General features: G+C 44.7%; 17 protein-coding genes. 6 read left to right on the top strand and 11 right to left on the bottom strand.

Annotated features, from left to right (window positions below):
• Positions 1–44: 44 nt before the first annotated feature.
• From G7035_RS15815 to G7035_RS15785, 7 genes are all read right to left on the bottom strand, one after another.
• On the bottom strand, positions 45–752 hold the full coding sequence (locus G7035_RS15815; RefSeq protein WP_016821796.1) for a DUF542 domain-containing protein: 708 nt from the start codon (positions 750–752) through the stop codon (positions 45–47).
• 108 nt (positions 753–860) lie between these two features.
• Complete coding sequence (gene hemY / locus G7035_RS15810; RefSeq protein WP_019688195.1) at positions 861–2282, bottom strand: protoporphyrinogen oxidase; 1422 nt, start codon at positions 2280–2282, stop codon at positions 861–863.
• Positions 2275–3381 (bottom strand): TIGR04053 family radical SAM/SPASM domain-containing protein, encoded by a 1107-nt coding sequence (locus G7035_RS15805; RefSeq protein ID WP_016821798.1) that lies wholly within the window; start codon positions 3379–3381, stop codon positions 2275–2277. Before G7035_RS15805 ends, hemY begins: the two co-directional genes overlap by 8 nt.
• 15 nt (positions 3382–3396) lie before the next feature.
• Positions 3397–4185 (bottom strand): YwiC-like family protein, encoded by a 789-nt coding sequence (locus G7035_RS15800; RefSeq protein ID WP_039269172.1) that lies wholly within the window; start codon positions 4183–4185, stop codon positions 3397–3399.
• A gap of 123 nt (positions 4186–4308) precedes the next feature.
• Complete coding sequence (locus tag G7035_RS15795; protein WP_016821799.1) at positions 4309–5103, bottom strand: hypothetical protein; 795 nt, start codon at positions 5101–5103, stop codon at positions 4309–4311.
• A 44-nt stretch (positions 5104–5147) separates the two neighbouring features.
• Entirely contained in the window at positions 5148–5615 is a 468-nt protein-coding gene (locus G7035_RS15790) for a hypothetical protein (protein ID WP_016821800.1), read from the bottom strand.
• Positions 5616–5661: 46 nt separating this feature from the next.
• Positions 5662–6138 (bottom strand): DUF6097 family protein, encoded by a 477-nt coding sequence (locus G7035_RS15785; protein ID WP_016821801.1) that lies wholly within the window; start codon positions 6136–6138, stop codon positions 5662–5664.
• Positions 6139–6270: 132 nt separating this feature from the next.
• On the opposite strand from G7035_RS15785, the gene G7035_RS15780 reads away from it, so the two are divergent.
• A complete protein-coding gene (locus G7035_RS15780; RefSeq protein WP_016821802.1) occupies positions 6271–7002 on the top strand; it encodes a hypothetical protein in 732 nt (243 codons plus the stop codon).
• A 5-nt stretch (positions 7003–7007) separates the two neighbouring features.
• Here G7035_RS15780 and G7035_RS15775 read toward each other — a convergent pair whose 3' ends face one another.
• A complete protein-coding gene (locus G7035_RS15775) occupies positions 7008–7718 on the bottom strand; it encodes a DUF1963 domain-containing protein (RefSeq protein ID WP_230877311.1) in 711 nt (236 codons plus the stop codon).
• A gap of 11 nt (positions 7719–7729) precedes the next feature.
• The gene (locus G7035_RS15770) at positions 7730–8656 is read right to left on the bottom strand and encodes a cell division protein ZipA C-terminal FtsZ-binding domain-containing protein (protein WP_019688198.1); all 927 of its coding nucleotides are present in this window, start codon (positions 8654–8656) and stop codon (positions 7730–7732) included.
• A 157-nt stretch (positions 8657–8813) separates the two neighbouring features.
• Here G7035_RS15770 and G7035_RS15765 point away from each other — a divergent pair, with 157 nt between their 5' ends.
• The 4 genes from G7035_RS15765 to G7035_RS15750 all read left to right on the top strand — a co-directional run bounded on the left by G7035_RS15765 (position 8814) and on the right by G7035_RS15750 (position 12269).
• Entirely contained in the window at positions 8814–9560 is a 747-nt protein-coding gene (locus G7035_RS15765) for an MORN repeat-containing protein (protein ID WP_019688199.1), read from the top strand.
• 275 nt (positions 9561–9835) lie between these two features.
• The gene (locus G7035_RS15760; protein ID WP_019688200.1) at positions 9836–10921 is read left to right on the top strand and encodes a WXG100 family type VII secretion target; all 1086 of its coding nucleotides are present in this window, start codon (positions 9836–9838) and stop codon (positions 10919–10921) included.
• A gap of 33 nt (positions 10922–10954) precedes the next feature.
• Complete coding sequence (locus G7035_RS15755) at positions 10955–11791, top strand: hypothetical protein (RefSeq protein ID WP_019688201.1); 837 nt, start codon at positions 10955–10957, stop codon at positions 11789–11791.
• Entirely contained in the window at positions 11784–12269 is a 486-nt protein-coding gene (locus G7035_RS15750) for a DUF5381 family protein (protein ID WP_019688202.1), read from the top strand. Before G7035_RS15755 ends, G7035_RS15750 begins: the two co-directional genes overlap by 8 nt.
• Positions 12270–12313: 44 nt before the next feature.
• Here G7035_RS15750 and G7035_RS15745 read toward each other — a convergent pair whose 3' ends face one another.
• Both G7035_RS15745 and G7035_RS15740 read right to left on the bottom strand, forming a co-directional pair.
• Positions 12314–13489 (bottom strand): aminotransferase class I/II-fold pyridoxal phosphate-dependent enzyme, encoded by a 1176-nt coding sequence (locus G7035_RS15745; RefSeq protein WP_019688203.1) that lies wholly within the window; start codon positions 13487–13489, stop codon positions 12314–12316.
• A 68-nt stretch (positions 13490–13557) separates the two neighbouring features.
• Complete coding sequence (locus G7035_RS15740; protein ID WP_019688204.1) at positions 13558–14397, bottom strand: MetQ/NlpA family ABC transporter substrate-binding protein; 840 nt, start codon at positions 14395–14397, stop codon at positions 13558–13560.
• 288 nt (positions 14398–14685) lie between these two features.
• Between G7035_RS15740 and G7035_RS15735 the strand changes: the two genes are divergently transcribed.
• The gene (locus G7035_RS15735) at positions 14686–15243 is read left to right on the top strand and encodes a YdhK family protein (RefSeq protein ID WP_019688205.1); all 558 of its coding nucleotides are present in this window, start codon (positions 14686–14688) and stop codon (positions 15241–15243) included.
• Positions 15244–15374: the final 131 nt, after the last annotated feature.

Here is a 15374-nt window from a genome sequence, read left to right as displayed (position 1 = left end):
GTTTGACTCCTTACGTCTAGCCTGTCATGAAGTGATAGGTTTCATTATGAATGGGGTTGTGCCTGTCTGGTACGTTCAACTAGTGTACAATTCTCAAGAAGAATATGATTATAAATGTCCGCTTCCAGATCCTCCAAACGCTTCAATACAAGTCGATGTGTGCCACAAGCTTCCTGTAACGGCTCAAAGCCATTGGTAATCAAACGCAGCTCCTGCAGTAAATCCACAACCGCTTGGTGCTCGTCTTGCAACTCGGATAAGTGAAAAAGAAGTGCGTCCACACGCTCAAACGTCGAGTCCTGAAAAAACGCTTGAATCAACGGAAACAGAAGACTTTCCTTGAATTGAATATGTACCGTTAACTTCTGTTTAAGCAAGGTATAAAGTTCATTCACTCGCTTCAGGTGCGAATAGCGTTCGCCATGAACCCGTGTTAGCTTGGTAATATACGGTGTGAGCGCCGCTAGTTCTTCACACAACTTTGTGTGATACTCATCCTGAATATAGGCGATCAGTTCTTTGGGTTCTAGTGAGGAGGGTTGCATTTGCTTATGCTGTGCCTGATTTTCCTCCACTTCATGCACCCGCGCCAGCAGTTCACCAGCGTGCAGCCCCCGGCTGGCAGCCGCTTCACGGAGCGATATTTTTCCGCCACAGCAGAAGTCAATCCGTAGTTTACGGAACAAGTCACTTGTTTTGGGTACTTCTTTTACAATGTCCGCTACCCATGTTTCTTCCGTTAACTGGCTCATTTTCATTCCCCCATCTTACTTCAGTTTTATACTTAACTCTCATTTTATGTCTCTCTCAAGGCTGAACCAATTAGGGCGATCCCTTTTTCACTCGTGGAAAGAGCCTGATTATAAAAAATCTGAGACCAGCTGTTCAGCTGCTTCTTTGCCTTGAGCGATACAATCCGGAATGCCAACCCCTCCATAACCAGCACCACATAAAAATACACGCGGAAAATCCTGTGACAAATCATGTCTCACCTTCGCCATCTGCTCTTTGTGTCCTATCGGATATTGTGGCATGGATTGATTACACCGACTGACTTCAGTTAATTCAGGTTCAGCATCGATTCCCATTAAATCCTTCAGGTCTTTGCGCGCCGCAGCTACAAGTTCATCGTCTGTCATCTGAACCCATCCCTGTGCGCCTGCATGCCCAATGTAAGTCCGTAAGAGTGTATATCCTTCAGGTGCGGTATGGCTCCACTTTGTCGATGACCAAGTACAGGCCGTAATCATTTTTCCTTCTTTGCGGGGAACTAAAAATCCAGTTCCCTCATAGGCAAGATCAAGGTCTGAATTTTTATACGCAAGGGAAATATTCGCTACCGAAACGTAGTTAATCTTATGGAGCCAGCTCACACTTGCGATATCGGAAAATAATGTGGCCGCTTCAAAGGCTGGAACAGCGCAGATCACTGCATCTGCATCTATGATTTGCCCATGGTCTAGTACTACTTGATAACCGTCCTCTTTTCTCACCTCAGCCACACGCTGTCCCATCACAAAATGGACGGTGTCGAGCTTTTCCTTTAACCGCTCCACGATGGTCGATAATCCATGTTGATAGGAAAGAAACATGCTCTTCTTGGCGATTTCTGGGTATTTGTTAGGTGCACCCGATCTTCTCCCTGCCCCTTTAGCCATACCTATAATCAGACTTCGATGCTTTTGTTCCATCTGCTTAAATTGAGGGAAGGTTGACTTGAGGCTAAGAGAATACGTATCGCCAGCGTAAATACCAGATAGCAAAGGCTCAGTAATCTGCTCCAACACCTCTTTACCTAGACGTCGCTTGATAAAATCCCCCAGAGATTCATCCGTATCGCCTTGCTTGGCTGGAATGATTAGATCCAGGGCTGCGCGCGCTTTTCCCAGTGGAGAGATTAGCCCTGTCCGAATGAAGGGAGTTAACTTTGTTGGAATGCCTAAAATAAAGCCCATTGGCATAGTATGCAGCTTGCCTTTATGCAAAATGGAGGCCGACTTGGCCTTCGGGTTTGTTGACACCAAATCGGCTTCCAGCCCCAATTCCATAGTCAGATCCAATATAGCTGTTTTTCTGGCCAGAAAAGCATCCGGTCCTTTTTCGATCATAAAATGGTTTTGGCGAACCGTTTGCAGCTTTCCTCCCAGACGGTCGCTTTTCTCCACCAGTGTAATCTCCACTTCAAGCTGCCTGTCCTCCGCTAACTTTTTCACATAAAAGGCAGCACTTAAACCGCTTATTCCTCCACCAAGGATAACAACTCTTTTAGCATTTTTATTCATGAGCACACGTTTCCTTCCCCACTCCAGGCATATATGCACAATAAGGGTCACTCTCCAAATAGTCTCCTGTGATGGCAAAAGCCCTTGCTCTGGAGCCTCCACAGACTGTATTGAATTCGCAAACTCCACATTTGCCTTTAAGCAGAGATTTATCCCGAAGATGGTTCATAATCGGAGAGTGCCGATAAATATGGGCCAAACTATCCTTTCGTACATTCCCGCAAGTTAGAGGTAGGAAACCACTCGGGTACACTTCGCCGATATGACTGATAAAAACAAATCCATCTCCATCATTTACGCCTTTCGGGGCGCGTCCCAAGACATCTGCCCTTTTTTGTTCGGACGTTGTGTTATGCTGTCCTGCTTTGTGCTTTTCCTGTAGGACAACCCTTCGATAATGAGGTGCTTCGGTAGCCTTTACACCGTAGGGCATCTGTTGCTGTATCTGATACAACCACTTCATTACAGCCTCATGCTCATCAGGAGTAATCATATCTTTTTCCATACCACGCCCGGTTGGAACGAGAAAAAACAAGCTCCATAACACCGCCTGCATTTCCTTTACCTTTTCTGCAATTCGCTCCAGATCATGAAGATTGTATCGGGACACGGTGGTGTTCACTTGGATAGGGATGTTCAGTTCCTTCAAATATCCAATTCCCCGCATAGTCGTATTGTAAGAACCCACAGTCCCGCGAAAATGATCGTGAATGTCCGCGCATGAACCGTCCAGGCTAAAAGCCCATCGTGATAAGCCAACCTGCTTTGCTTTTTCGACCGCTGCTCTTGTCACTTTTGGGGTAGCACTGGGAGTCATGGAAACCGATAGCTTTTTCTCCTCAATTGCATATTGAGCCAACTCAAATAAATCAGGACGCGATAACGGATCTCCACCTGTGAAAACCACCAGTGGTTGATTCATTTCAGCGATTTGATCGAGCAGCTTTTTGCCCTCTTCAAATGTCAGCTGACGAGGGTCAGGCTTATATTGGGCTTCCGCTCTACAGTGAAGACATTTTAATGCGCAAGCTCTCGTTACCTCCCAAATGACGATAAACGGGTCTACGCGATAATCTCGTGGCGTTTGCAAAGATATCATTGATGTCTCTCCTTTTTAAAAATATAACAACAGCACAGATACATAGAGCATCAATGAAAATCCAATTTCAGCCATGCCTACATGCTTTGCCTTTAACTCGAATTTAGGAAGCCATATAGCTCGTATGAACAAAATTAAAAATGGAATAACCAAAAACACCTTGATCCAGGCGGCCAACAGCACAATGATCAGATGATAGATAATAGACGCATAATAGTAACGTGGATTTTTTCTTTCACGGATGATCGTTTTAACATAAAGAGCCGTTCCTATGAAATAACATACCAACAGCAAAAATAGCTCTGTGGTTAATGTCCAATCTCCACCTTCTCCAATATGAACAACAGGGTATATAAAAGAACAGAAAAGCAGAATCGCGGTAATGTCATTTAACAAAGCACGCTCATTCTTCATTTTGGCGTAATACATATTAGCCATAAAAAAGAACAGGAGCAGAACTCCGTACCAGATCAACGCAGGTTTAACCCATACTAGAGAAGCCAAAAGAGGAAGGAGTATTGCTCCGTATATAACAACAGGTTTACGGTATCTTTTACTGTTTCCCGTTTTGATCCATTGAAGAACAGGAAAACTAAATAAATAGATAAAAAACCAGCATACGAATAGAGGTATATGAATGAATTGTTTTGGAGAAGCAGCTAAGCCAAACAAAAATGGAAGAATGAGCATTGCCCAGGCTCCATGCTGATTGGGGATGTATCTACTGATCCCTTTCAAAGCCTTGATCCTTTTTTCACAATGTGTAACATCTTTATAGCTTCGGTTAATCGACTCATCATCCATTCCCCCAAAATTCAATTTTTCACCCTACTTTAATTCTAAGTATTCTGTCCAATTGAACCAATCAGGGAGTTCCCTTTTTTGTTTGGGGGAATAGCCTAACCTGAAGATAAACCTTCACTTTCTTTATAAAAACGTACCAAAATAATAGTCCAGCGCTTCCTGGGAGTATCCGTCATCTCCTTGCCAGGCTGCTACCGAATAAAAATCATCATTGCCGCCGCGGCGTCTACGAGGTGTGTCCCGTGGTGCCAGCAAGCCAGCATATCCCCATACCTCCATAACCACGTCGCGTTCATTTTTGCTGGATGGGAACACATCTTTCCAGCGCTTCTCCAATTGCCGCGCACCATTCTGAGCCTCACAGTCCTGAACGGCTTCCAGCATGTTATGAAGGATAGCCAGATCCTCATCCGAAACCTGGAACTCCTCTTCTTGACTAAACAATTCAAGGTCCATCCAGCAGTAAAGAAGGTGATTCAGCCGAATACCGCCCCATTTGATCCGTTCAAAATTCAGCACATTCAAATCCTTATTGACGTATTCCTTATCGGACATTAGTTTATGAAAATTACAATCCCCACAGCTGCTGTAATTGGGCAGGACGACAGGTCGCTCCCCATAGGTATGCATAGGCAGTTTTGCGGTTAATGCCCAGCTCGATAAGGCGCTTCGCAAATGAACCTTTTTCGTGGAAAGACTGTGCAGAAACGCCGCTGCCACTCGCTCTTTTGTAGCCTTTTGCTGATGCAGCTCATATAACCTTTTTATCATCTCATCATGTGTAATGGTGATCGGATCGAACATCAAGCCCTTGCTTTTGGCATATTCAAAATCCTCACCCGAAAAGGGTCCTCGCTCCTGCTTCCAGCCGCTGGACCAGAAAGTGTTCATGAGTATTTTCTTTGCTTTTTTATCCATCACACTTCTCCTTACTTATCCCAACAGTCTCACCTACAAGATCGCTATTCACCTTTATACTTAAAAGCAACGGCCGTATTTCCCGACCGCGGGTCAAAATAAGAAGAGATTTTCCCCCAGTCAAGTTCATATTCCATATAGGGGTAAGGCTTGGTTTGACGATAGTTTGGCTTTACGGACAAATGTTGTTGTAACAAACGATCATGCTCCCTTTGACGCTTTCTTTCCCCTTCTTCAGACCAATTATCCCATGAAGTTGGAAATTCATTGCCTTGGAGTGAAATCTCCACAACCACTAGACTCGTATCCTTAAAGCATACAGACACAAAAAAATACCGGTGCAGCAAAGGAACCTGATCAAAATGATACCAAATGTAATCATTCCCTAGCTTTCTTACAGAATGAAAATATTTCGTGTACAAATCGGTCTCTAACAACTGCTCTTCTGTTAAAGAAGAATAAATCGCATGCTCATTATCAACTTGAATGATGCCCGATTCCCAGTCATTCATTGCTGCCACTCCTTAAACTGATATGCCAATCTTCTACAGCTACTCTTTATCCTCGTTTGTCCACATGATGGAAAATGGCCTGCCAGGACCGATCCAGCACACGCGTATGTAATCGTCTGGCATAAACATTTCTCACGATGGCAAGAACGATCACACCCACAAATACAACACTAAGTATCGTAATAGAGGGAACCCAGTGGTCAAACATGGCATTCGCCAACACTTGCAGCAGATGCCGCTCCGGCTGCAAATATTCCACCACTGCAACGATAACTGCTGCCAGCAATATAATCACAGATAGGATCATAAGCATTGCATTGATTACTTTGTATCTGGCAAGCCCTTGCTGAAAAATGCGAGTGCCAGCATATTGCTCCAGCAAGATAATTTGCTTGTGAAAATCATCTTCCACCTGCTCTACAGGCAGGTCGTGCTTTTGAATCAATGCATGTGCTTTCTTCAGTTCGGATTGAATAAATAGGCTGCTCTGGATAGCAGATCCTAACTGACCTAAAACATTCATATCTTTTTACCTCATTTCAATAGTTTCTAAATTACGAGTATATCGTTTCACACTGAACATGACAATGTATGGAAAATTATAAACAAATGATAAGATAGGATAGTCTAATATAAAACAGAAGGGAGATTGGTCATGCAGTCTGTTGATCACCAACTCTATCTGGCTGAAAGCTATCGTATTCCTAAATTATCCATGTCACGGTACATTCAATATTTTAATATAAATGTCAAACCATTTTTGGAACAATGTATGGTTGAGCATACGATCCAAGGCTATGAAGTCTACAGATTCAGATTGACGGCAGAAAAGCGCGGAGAATTCGATTCATGGAACTTCCTGCTGCTTCTACAAGTTGAAAGCAAATCGGTCGCCGAGCAATATGTGAAGTTAAAGCAACAGCTGACAGGCTTCCCAATAGAAATAGAGGTACGCAGCGAATTGATGATCAGCACGCCCCAATCGAATTACCCCACACCACCGCAACATGTACAGCGGCGTGCATTCAAGCCCTTTTTTGCTGTTGAATATGTAGATGTGCAAGCCCCATATTTGGATGAATTTCGGCACATTATGATTCACAATAACGGCCCTGCCATGCGAAACATTCTTGAGCATAAAAAGTGGTGCTACATGATGATTGCCCTTGAAACATTGGAAGTGTGGCACCATCATGACGCCTTTCCGACATGGAATCAAATTCATATCATTGGCCTTTACCCGGAAGCTATGCTCCATTATAAAAAAGATTTCGAAGAAGGCTTGCAACAACATGCCGGAGTTACTTTTCAGGAAAACTTCGATAGACTCAAAAGTATTCGAACCATGCTGTACAAAACGATCGCTTCCAGGCTCTTCCCTACATGAGCTTATTAATAAAAATCAAAGTAACCTCGCCAGGTTCCTTCATTTTGATGCTTGGCAAAATAAAAGCTACCCCCATCGACAATATTCAATTCGGCTTTGGCATCTGACGCAATCTGAAACACAAATTCACAGCCTTCGCCAAAGTCGATGCCCGATTGAATAAAGCTGGGATAGCCACCCATTTTGTGAACCGCATATATGTCCTCTACGATGTCCTCAAAATAGTCGGGCTCCTCCTCGTCCATATCATTGAGGGCATCGCCGTATTCCTCAGGAATATCTTCCCCATCCCAGACTGGATAATCATTCTCTTTGAGCTCGGGGAACAGCGGAAATGCTTTGATTTGCATAAATGCCGGACCAAAATCTTTTTCAACCAAATCCTCTACCGACGTATACTCACGAATACACATATATCCTTCCATATCCTCATGATCCAGTACATCGGGAGACAGGAAGACTGTCAACAGCTTGATATCAAGTATAGCTTGAGGAACAAAAGGCATAGCAGGCAGATACAATTGCATGATCGGAGCCATAACATTTCCCTGTACATCAATCGGCTGTTCCTCTGTCGGTAAAGCTACTGTGACTCTACCGATCCAGCTCTGATCAAGGGAACCCGACGGTCTGCGTCCCCCTGTATGGAAAATAGTAGCTTTACGTCTTAGAATCGTTCTTAGCTTCTCAATGGAGTTGCTGGACAACGAAATCACTCCTTTCTAACCTAGAATAGAAACATCACAACATCCTCGCCTGCTCTACAACCAAACTCACTTAAGCGGTCTTCCATCTCTTGAATCTGGCGCAGATAGTCTTCCTGTACAGCTGGCAGCTCCTGTTCATTCACTAATGTCCCACCGAGTCTGGCGCGCGCATATTCGGCACCTTTCCACATCGCCTCAAACACAGCTTGCGGCTGCACCGTTCGTACCGCATCCATACTGAAAATCAAATCTGCAAAGCGATCCTCTGCGAGTGTACTCAACCAAAAGAAGCCGGGATCGGTTCCCGTATGTACGCTAAATAGTTCATCATAGCCTCCCGGACCGTGATGGTGTGCATGGAAAATATCCATATCTCCCCACTCCATTCCAAGGCTGAGCATGACATCCCAGATGTCCACTCCACGGTAAGATTGACCTTGATCTGCTACCAGCCTAAGCATGACAGTGTGTTCCCTCTCACCTTCCTGATCTACAAATGCTTGAAGTTTTTCCGCTTTTGCACGTGCATGAGCAGCGTCCTCCCGAGGAAGCACACGAACGGTACCCTTCTCCTCAAATCGCGCTGGCAGTGTGTTCATAAAGTCAGTAACCTTGGCTTCTTCCCATCGAATCTGCATCTCTACATTATCGAATATATCCATACAAATACAGATTTTATCATAATGGCATTCGCCTGCCGGTCTGCGTCCCACACTAGTCCATATCTGCAAATCATGGACATGCCCATACACAATATACCCCTTAAGCAATTGCAAAATATCTTCATCTGACAACGTAAAACCACTGAATTCCACATCAATCAGCCAATAGATATTAGCATCTGGCTCCACTTGATGGATTCCTTTTATGGTCTTCACAGGCTTCTGTACCAACTCTACGGCAAGGATGCTCGATACATCCTCACTTCCACATTCAGGTAAAATCAAAATCCCTCCTCCTTATTACCTATTTTTTACTTTATAGTTTCCTATAATTCTCAATCTATATTAAACTATAAACCACCAAGCACAAAATAGGTTAAAAGTGCTGGGTCGTTGAACATGATTCGTAGAAACTCAAAGCTTCGAAAGGGGAGAACTCATGATGCAAAAACTTTGGCAAAAAGGAAAGGCTTTGTCCCTGCCTATTATGGTGTCTGCATCGCTGATTTCTGGAGCGCTGTTGGTAAATATACCTGCAGCGAATGCAGCTGCAACCAAGGAATTGCTTCAGTTATCCGGGCAGGCTACTTACTATGGAGAGGTTGAGAATGGTCAGCCACACGGGCGCGGTACGATCAAATGGAGCGAATATAAGCAGTATTCGGGTGATTTTGTGAATGGCAAGCGATCAGGTACTGGGAAATATATAAATCAATACACGGATGCAGATGGACAACATCATAAAGTCGTATATAGCGGAACGTGGAGCAATGACACCATAAGTGGCAAGGGTACGCAGACTGATAAAGTGACGCAAACGGACGGAACGATACGTTCGAATGAAATCCAAGTCGGTACTTTTCAGAACAATGGATTACAGAACGGCTACCAAGTGATCCATGCTGTAGCCGATCCAGACTACAGCTTTACTTATAAAAATGGCAAAGAAGTGCTAAATATTTTGCACAGTAATCAGGATCTGGTCCAAAGGTGGCAGCAAGGAGAGCTTTTCTCCGTAAATTATAAAAATGGCTCCGTTCAAAAGGAATACTCCATGTTCCCTGAAGAGGTCGCAACCAAAGAACGTCAAAGACAAGCGGCCATCAAATATCTCAAAGGGATTACCGCCAAGATCACCCCTCACTTGCAGCAGTTTGAAAAGCTGTCCAAGCAGGTTCCTTTAAAATAAGCTAGAGTGTCGCACATTATATAGTAGCTTCTATGCATGATGGCCTCTCATTCTTATGGAAAGCTCCATTTGAACAGAGAGGCTTTTTTTCATCTTCTTTATGAGTAACATGTAAGAATTTCGAATCATAACAACTCCTACTATTTTCCCTTATACCCCCTCATGAACTCATACAAATGACTTATTTTTAACAAAAACCCCCTCCTTTTTTTGCTAACCACCGCTAGAATCACTAAAATATTAAGTAATTATTTTAATCATCCGAGGTGGACATCATGGCTAAAATTATGGTTCCTCCTGAGAAACTAGAGGCGGTTTCCAGGCAGTTCGCACAGGCACGTGAACTGGGAGCACAAATTTGCGGACAACTGTCACAGCAAATTCAAATGCTAGAGAATAGCTGGGCAGGAACGACACAGCAACGCTTTTATCAGGATTTTCATAAAGCACGTGGACAAATGGATGCTTTTACTCAAACGGTCGGTTCTGTCAGCACAGAGTTGCGTTCCATTGCAGTAAAATTCAAGGAAACAGATACCCAAGCAGACACAGGGGTTAACCAAGGTAATCAGAGCGGGCAGATTAAGAGCAATGAAGGAGCATCTTCCGAAAAAAGAGGAAACGATCCAGCAGATATAGCCATTAACAGCCTGTCAGAGGCCAATAAATGGCGGGGGCAACTGGGCTTTGCCGGGACAGCGATCTATAGCGGTCTGGCTTCCACACTTGTGCTCACCAAAACAGTAGAATTCAAAAAAAGTCTGAAAAATCCCACTCGGGCGGTTATACATAATGCGGCATGGGTGAAAGGCAAAGGTAACAATGCTTTTATGCGTAATTTGGGCAAAAGCATAAACCGCCAATTCGCTAAACCAGGTATTGTCATGAAAGGTTTGAAGGGCTTTGACCGTTTAGCCGGAAAGCTTCAAATGGGTAAGCTCGGCCTTGGATTCAACAAAGCCAATAGCTTTCCTCAGTGGACGCGCAACGTTATCGCCGGGGTGGAAAAAGGACGTTACGGCATAGCCACCCGCCAAATTCCCGGCATGATCGCCAAAAAGCTGTACCCTATTAATGCCACCATGAATATTGTGGGCGAGGGCATCAGTCTGGCTGGAAAATGGAAAAGTGGGAAGCTTACCGGAACGGATGTGGCTGTATCTGCTTCTAACGTAGCGATCAAAACTGCCGCAACTTATGGCGGTGCTGTCGTTTTGGGGTCCGTAGGCGGTGCTATCGGCGGTCCGGTTGGTGCAGCCGTCGGTGCATACGTTGGCGGTACAGTGGGAAGCTGGGCAGGTGGAAAAGTCGCCAAGTTCGCCGAAAAAGGGATACGCTGGGCCAGCAAACTATTTAAATAACATACACTTAACAGATAGAGAAGGAGCCTGACTATGGACAAACAAACGGTAATTTTAACGCTTGAGGAACTAGGCTTTGCCTTGACTGCACTGGGTGCAGAGGATATGGCTTCGGGTCTGCTCCAATCCTATTACGGGGAACTAACGGAGGATCGCTGGGAACTGCTTTTTCATGCTGCAACACATAGCCTGGTATCCAAGGGCTTGTTGGAACAGCAGGATGACGAGCAACAGCAGCTTGAATTTGATACGTTCATTGTTGACATGCTGGCTCATCTGGTACAAAGCCGCCAAATGCTGCGTGGATACAAGGAGCAACAGGACAAGCAAAATACATTAACGATACACCATGGAAATGGCCGTTTTTTGTATCACCTCTCCAGCCACAATGAACTCCATTTCTTTCGCTGGTCTTCCCCAGAAGACTGGCATCACGACATTGATCAATTATTCGACCTGTTTTCCCCAAACTTCAATGCACACAGCCGATACGTCGATCTGACAGAAGAACAGTGGAATGAGTTAACCTCATCCAACTTCACGATGCAGCAAATGGCAACGTGGAAGCTTCAAGAGTCGGCTGAGCAAATGATACAAGACTGGCGAGAAGATTTTAATCGTAATCACTGCAGCCTCGATAATTTGAGCCAGATGGTATACACGGACACGGATGAAGAGGGGCCTTCCGTTACAAATCTGCTATTTGTTCTTAAAGGAACGAATGATGTGTGGATCGTAAGAAATACAGAACTGGATATGCAGGCCACCCCATGTCTGCGCATTGAAAGTGTGACTGAATCTGAATGGAGAGAACGGATCACTCATTTCATTCAGGGGTTTGTACCCGACGAGGCGGTATTCCGTGGATAAAATTGTATATCGCAGATCTCTGGCATTTTGGAAAGCCCTTGGTAGCTTGATGTTTGTGCTGATTTGTCTGTTTTTACTGTTGCTCATTTTTATCGACGAAGATATCTCTGCTCTGCAAATCTTCTTCTTTATTACGTCTGCTATGATTGGACTTCCTTTTTTTGGTAGTTATTTGGTGGTCTGTTTGAACAGAACGCTTCGTATGGATACCTTCCTGTTCATCTTTGATGAACACAGTATTTCCGACGGTATTCGAACTGTCCCGTGGTCTGCAATCACTAAAGTTGAATTCGAGGGAGCCTCCATCCGCAAATGGTTGCGCCCTCGTTTCCCCACCTTTATTTTTCATCTGAATGACCGCAGCACCTGGGAAGTCAGCACCGATTATGTGTTGAACGATATGGAACTGAATCAAGCCGGGAAACAACTTCGAACTCTCATTAACCAGTATGGCAAGCCGAAGAAAAAACGTTTTTGATTTGCGCTCTCATTCCATGAATTTCTTTTATTCCAGCTTATTCTTTATGCTTGAAAGACACCCGTTGCTGCGATGCGCTGTACCGCCTCTAGCAGTCTTTCTTCACTGTTCACCAGGCTGACCCTCACATAAGAAGCTCCTGCACGACCAAACCCTTCTCCAGGGGCAACCGCAACATGCGCCTCGTCCAATAAAAAGTTTGCAAAGGAAGCCGATGTATACCCCTCCGGCACCTTGAACCAGGCAAAAAAAGACCCTTGGGGAGCGGCAACATCCCAGCCAATATTTCGTAACGCTGCAATGAGAACATCACGTCGCCGCTCATATAACGCCGCGAGCTTCCGTACTGGCTCCTGTGTGCCCAGCAATGCGACAGCTCCTGCATCCTGTACCGCGCCAAAAACAGTGCTGTAGGCATGCGTATGATAATGCTTAAGCGCACCAATAACGGACGCATTCCCAACCGCAAAGCCAAAGCGCCATCCAGCCATGTTATACGTTTTGGAAGCTGTATACGTCTCGACACCATATTCCTTGCCGCCAGGGATTTGCAATAGACTAATCGGCTTATGCCCGCCAAATCCAAGAGCACCATATGCAAAGTCATTCATAACCGGAAACTGGTGCCGAGCAGCATAATCCAGTGTCTTCGTCAGGAAATCTACGGAAGCTACCGCTCCTGTCGGATTGTTCGGATAATTAATCATGAGCAGTTTGACCTGCTTTGCGATTTCTTCAGGTACGGTTGTATAGTCCGGCAAGAATCCATGTTTCTCATCCAGAGGAATCGTATGAATACGAGCTCTTGCCAGCGCAGCAGCGGAATAATATTGGGGATATGCCGGATCGGTGGTCAACAACCAATCACCGGGATTCAGCAATGCCTGCGGAATCCCCATTACACCTATGGCTGAGCCATTGAATACAGCAACTTCCCGGTCAGGGTCTAGCTCCACCTGATACTCCCGTTGATAGAACGCAGCGACAGCCTCCAGCGTGCTTCTTTTCCCATGAAAAGGCGGGTAGCCCTGATTGATCGGTTGATCGACCGCTTCCTTCAAAGCGTTGATGATATGCGGTGGTGTTGGCTGATCTGGGTTGCCGGCTGCCAAATTAATTACATCTATTCCTTTGCTTTTATACAGATTCACTTTGTCATCAATTGCGCTAAAATAGTTGTCAGGCAGAGCCTTGACGAGATCAGAGGATGAAAAAATCACGTTTATCTCCACCTTCTATCCATAAGATACAGACTAGGTAAGTCAGCCCACATAAGATAATACCTCAGTTATTTAAAATAGCTTGGCAGCTTGTAGCCTTCATACACAGGATTCGATTGGATGTACTTTTGGAATTCATCGGAATGATATCCCTCAATAATGTCTTTGACGAAGGGCTTGTCCTTATTCTTGCTGTCCACAGCTACCACATTTGTGAATGGATCTGTCAGTTTTTCAAGCTTTAATGCTGAGGTTAACTTCATTCCATTCGATACAGCAAAATTCCCTTGTATAGCCGCAAAATCAACATCCTCCAATGCACGTGGCCCTTGTGCCGGGTCGGTAGCAACAAATTGTAGATGATGCGGATTAGAGGTGATATCGTTCACCGAAGTTTGCAATGGATCGATATTGTCCTTTAAGGTAATCCAACCTACTTCCTTCAAAATGTTCAGCGCACGCAGCATATTGACTGGCTCGTTGGGCAGGTTGATTTGGGCTCCAGCACTGATTTCGTCAAGGCTGGTATGCTTACTGGAGTACAATCCCATTGGAGGAGTCGGAACTTGCACAGCACCAACCAGATCAATATTCTCCCGCTTATTCATTGAATCCAGATAGAGCGAGTGCTGGAACACATTGGCATCAATATCTCCATTAGCCACGGCTACATTGGGCTGAACCCCGTCTGTAAACTCTTTATATGTAATCTTATACCCCTTCTTCTCCAAATATGGAGCCACACCATTCTTAAACTGATCGCTATATGGACCGGGATTAAAGCCGATATGCAGTGTTTTCTTTTCTTCGTCCGCAACGCTGCCCGACGTATTCTTGCTGCCACAGCCTGAAATAAAAAGCACAACTACGCCCAGCAGCAATATAAATGAAATCCATTGTTTCTTCATTTTGAGTCTCCCCCTGCTCCTTGATATGGTCTAGTTTTGGTGAGTTAAAATATTTAAAACTTTTAAAACATAGTAATTTGATATGTTTTGTAGATATTACAATGATTTTTTATTCACTGTCAACAACATTTAAATTACGTATCTTCCGCAAAACTAAAAAGGGGGTCGCTTCGGGCTCTCCACTTGAAAACAAAGCACTTCACAAGTTTGTAAAATAATTCCGTTTCAAACATACCCCCTATGGGTATATTTGAATGTGAGAATATAACCCTAAAGGAGCTATTGAATATGAGAATACAATGGACTTTACTTGCTGGTGCAGTCATGATTATTTTGAGTGGGTGCGGGAACAGTAACACGCCAGCCCAGGAGCATACGACAAGCAGCAGTCAACAGCATGACGCATCAGATATGAACCATTCCACCTCCAGTGAGCTTCCTGCTGGACTAAAAGAAGCTGAAAACCCAGCCTTCAAAATTGGCAGCCAAGCGACCATTCAAGCCGATCATATGGCAGGCATGAAGGGCGCTACGGCCACGGTTGTGGGTGCTTATACGACTACTGCTTATACAGTCTCCTATACACCAACCACTGGAGGAGAAAAAGTGAATAATCATAAGTGGGTTATTCATGAAGAGATTAAGGATGCGGGCAGCGAGCCCTATGCACCTGGCACAGAAGTTATTCTGGCGGCAGACCACATGAAGGGGATGGATGGGGCTAAGGCTATCATAGATTCCGCCGAGCCAACGACCGTATATATGGTAGACTATACGCCGACTACAGGAGGAGAGCCTGTCAAAAATCATAAATGGGTGACGGAGAGTGAGCTTTCAGCCAATTAGGACTCTTTTATCATAGGTTGCTTGTGATCGCCAAAGGGAGCCGGGCAACGGCTCCCTTTGTACAGCTTTATTGGGTTTGGACAAACCTAGTTGGCTTCACTTCTAGCCAATGTTCAATGTTCATATGTATT

It is taken from the genome of Paenibacillus polymyxa, assembly GCF_015710975.1.
In the GTDB taxonomy this organism is placed as follows: domain Bacteria; phylum Bacillota; class Bacilli; order Paenibacillales; family Paenibacillaceae; genus Paenibacillus; species Paenibacillus polymyxa.
This window is presented reverse-complemented; position numbering and strand designations above follow the sequence as displayed.